Annotated in this window: 3 protein-coding genes; 2 read left to right on the plus strand and 1 reads right to left on the minus strand. The window is 43.7% G+C overall.

Annotation, left to right across the window (positions count from 1 at the left end; all coding sequences use genetic code 11):
• The coding region (locus tag LUQ50_RS15815; RefSeq protein ID WP_300041395.1) for a thiamine pyrophosphate-dependent enzyme at window positions 1-836 on the plus strand (836 nt) is incomplete at its 5' end.
• 520 nt (window positions 837-1,356) lie between these two features.
• Here LUQ50_RS15815 and LUQ50_RS15820 read toward each other — a convergent pair.
• Window positions 1,357-2,835, minus strand: a complete 1,479-nt coding sequence (locus tag LUQ50_RS15820; RefSeq protein ID WP_300041397.1) for a response regulator — start codon at window positions 2,833-2,835, stop codon at window positions 1,357-1,359.
• A gap of 302 nt (window positions 2,836-3,137) precedes the next feature.
• Between LUQ50_RS15820 and LUQ50_RS15825 the strand changes: the two genes are divergently transcribed.
• Window positions 3,138-3,401: a YciI family protein gene (locus LUQ50_RS15825; RefSeq protein WP_300041399.1), complete on the plus strand. Its 264-nt coding sequence runs from the start codon at window positions 3,138-3,140 to the stop codon at window positions 3,399-3,401.
• Window positions 3,402-3,512 lie beyond the last annotated feature (111 nt).

The following is a 3,512-nucleotide window of genomic DNA, read 5'->3' on the forward strand; positions in this document are numbered from 1 at the left end:
AATCGAGTGATTGTATCATTGCATTGGGAGTGCTGCTAACTGATGTAGATATTGGAGCAAATACTGCCGTTCTTGATCCTGGTGTCATGCTCTCTCTTACAGATGATGGTTGTACGATTGGTAGCCAGTCATTCCCGGTCCAGGGCCTTATGTTATTACCGGACATTGTTAAGCAGGAACTCATGCTCCATGACATTGCCGGCTGTCCGACTTCTGTCAGAGACCGATTACCTGATTTTGTGCCAACGGGTGCAAAGGTCTCTCCGGAAAACCTTGTTCTAGCACTCAATTCTCTTATTGATGATAAAACGATCCTGATTACTGAGGTAGGGGATGCGGTAATGATGTCCCTGGATATCACCATCAGACGGTCAGGCGGATTTTTGAGCACTGCATACTACTCCTCACTCGGGTTTGGGGTTCCGGCTGGTATAGGAATCCAGACTGCAAACCCTGATATCAGACCTCTCGTGTTATCAGGGGATGGTGCATTTCAGATGACCGGGATGGAACTCTCAACCGCATGCCGGTATCATATGAATCCAATTGTGATTGTCCTTAATAACAGCGGATTTGGAACCGAGCGGCCTATGATTGACGGCTTATTTAATGATGTCGCACCATGGGCCTATCATAAAATTCCGGAGATTATTGGATCCGGGAAGGGGTATCTTGTTCAGAAAGATACTGAATTGGCCGTTGCTCTGAAAGAAGCCTATGGCTCTCCAGAACTTTCTATTATCGAGGTACTACTTGACCAGCATGATATCTCTCCTCAGCTTCGAAGACTGTGTTCGCATTTTTCACAAGAGGTAAAACAGAATAAACAGGCTTGATAGTATCATTCACATGCAAATTTTTGTTAATTAATTCTGGAAAAGTAGAGACACCCAGGATGTTTATTTCTCTAGGATTATTTGTTATCCGGAGCTTCACAATGGTATGCTCCTCCCGGATGTGAATCAGGGACTTGAAATGCCGCCCAATATCAGGATTGCCAGGAACCGGATGATGATTCCAGCCCACATGATGCCGAAGCTGATATCCATGATACTATCGGAGTCGATCTGTATTCTGAAGATCGATGAGATCCCGCTACAAGTGCGAGTACCATCCCGATGATGATTTCAATTCCGATGTAATTCCAGGATCTCCGGTCCCTGAACACAAGATAAAGTTCACTGGACAGCAAGAGGATGAGTTTTCTGTACCAGATGTGGTCCTGGATAAAGTGAATGCAGAAGAGAGGATCAGATATTGGTTGTACCGTTTGTTTCGGTACCGGAACAATCATTAGGCCTTTCGCTCAGACATCTCATATAATGTTGCCTTTCGTAGGTGATGAGATGGGTACAATTATGGATCGATACGAAACGAACCTTTGGGAATAATAATCTCAAACCTGACTCCTGAACCCGGAATCCCGGTCTCCCGGATCGAAATACCGGTGAGAGCGAGGATCTCACGTGCCAGAAACAATCCAAATCCGGTATGTTTTCCATACCCCCGGGTAAAGATCAGTTCCTTCTCTTCATCAGCGACTCCGACACCGTTATCTTCCCAGAGGATAGTCAGATTATTTCCTGATTCATGTGCCGAGACCCTGATCTCAGTCACCTTTTCACCATGACGAATCGAATTATCGAGCAAGGTTGAAAAGATAGTTTTTACTAACGGATCGACAAGAATTGAAACTGTATGAATCACGAGATCGTAGGTAACCGGAAGAGGAGCAGATGAATCGGGAAGAATCGAACTCAACGGTATCCAAACAGGTTTTTCAGCTCCTATCTCCTGGAATATCTGGGTAAATTCAATTCTGGATTGAATTATCCGGATCTCTTTTTCCATGTTATCCAGATATTCAGAGAATTCTGGGCCTGGGGAATTCATCCGGGCCAAATCAAGGTGCAGATACAGTGCTGAAAGATTGTTGAGGATATCATGTCTGGTAACACCGGTAAGGAGATTGATCTGCCGATATGCCCTTTCAAGCGCTCTCTCTCCATTTTTCCGTTCGGTAATATCCTGATTTGCACCGTAGGTACGAATAATTCGGCCGTCACTATCTCTGATAACGACCATTCCCACAAGAATATTCCTGATCTCTCCATCACGGCGAATAATACGATGTTCAATATAGGTCACTGCATCAGGATCCGGGTTTTCCAATCCTTTCTTTACTTCGGATAAGGCACATTCACGATCATCTGGATGAATAAATTCTTCCGAATATCGCTGTGTAGATAATTGAGTTCCCCCTTCACGCTCCGCAGAAGTGCCATACATGGCATAAAAACGGTCATCAAACGTGAATACATAGGTAAGGGCGTCACATTCCCAATGTACCACATGTACCAGATTCATGGCTGTTGCAAGTTTCTTTTGATAGGTATCGAGACGTGATATCAGATTATTAGCCCGGTTATATTCTACCGCCTGACGAATTTTATGAGTCAACTCCGCAAAAAGGGAGATCGGATCTCCTCCTTTCTGAACATAAAAATTCGCCCCGTTATTGATAGCCTCAATAACCACTTCTTCCCTTCCCCGGCCGGTAAAGAGAATAAAGGGGATCCCGGTATCTCTCTTTCTGATCTCCTTGAGAAAGTTAATTCCATCCATTCCTGGCATCTGGTAGTCTGATACAATTGCGTCATATCTCAGAATATCAGGGGATTTTAACGCTTTTATGGCGGATGAATGTGTGTGTACCTTAAATCCTCCGGTTTTTTCGATGAAGATCTTCCCAGTATCGAGTAGATCCCGTTCATCATCTACATACAGAATTACATATTGTTCCGGGTATGATACCGAAAGATCTACTCCGGGCATAGAATCAACATAACGTCTGTATGGATATATATTGCGATGGTCATCAGTACTGGCGGGGATTACCTGTGGTGATATGATATCAGTACCAACGACTTTTTTAACAGATCGTCCGATTATGGCAGAAATCGCGATCTCCTGGAGGAGAGTATGAATGTGTATCGTATGTTATCCTTTCATCAGTATTGGAAGCGTTATCGTCTCCCGGCAAAGCACCGGACCCATTGGGTTTTAATAATTACCATCCTTATGATACGAAGAGATGGTCAGGATCTCAAAGATTCGAAATATCGTCGAGGGTAATTATGTATCTTCTCTTCCTTCATTACAAAAAAGATCTTCAGGTGATTGACTCTTATATTCCGGACCATACCAAGTATCTGCAAAAATACTACGATCTCGGGAACTTCCTCCTCTCCGGTAGAAGAATTCCCAGGACCGGCGGTGTTATCATCGCCATAGCCGAAAATGAAGAAGCGCTACTGGCAATCATCAAAGAGGATCCCTTCTGTATTTATGATGTGGCCGAGTATGAGATTATACCGTTCATCGCCTCTATGACAACCTAACTTTGCCATTAACAAGAAATATATGTGTTCTTAGTGATGTTTGAATCGACCAAAATGCAAACAAAACTAAGAACTAATGAACTAGAGCCGAATGAAAATATATCCTTTCCT

The organism is Methanospirillum sp., from assembly GCF_028679455.1.
Classification (GTDB): Archaea; Halobacteriota; Methanomicrobia; order Methanomicrobiales; family Methanospirillaceae; genus Methanospirillum.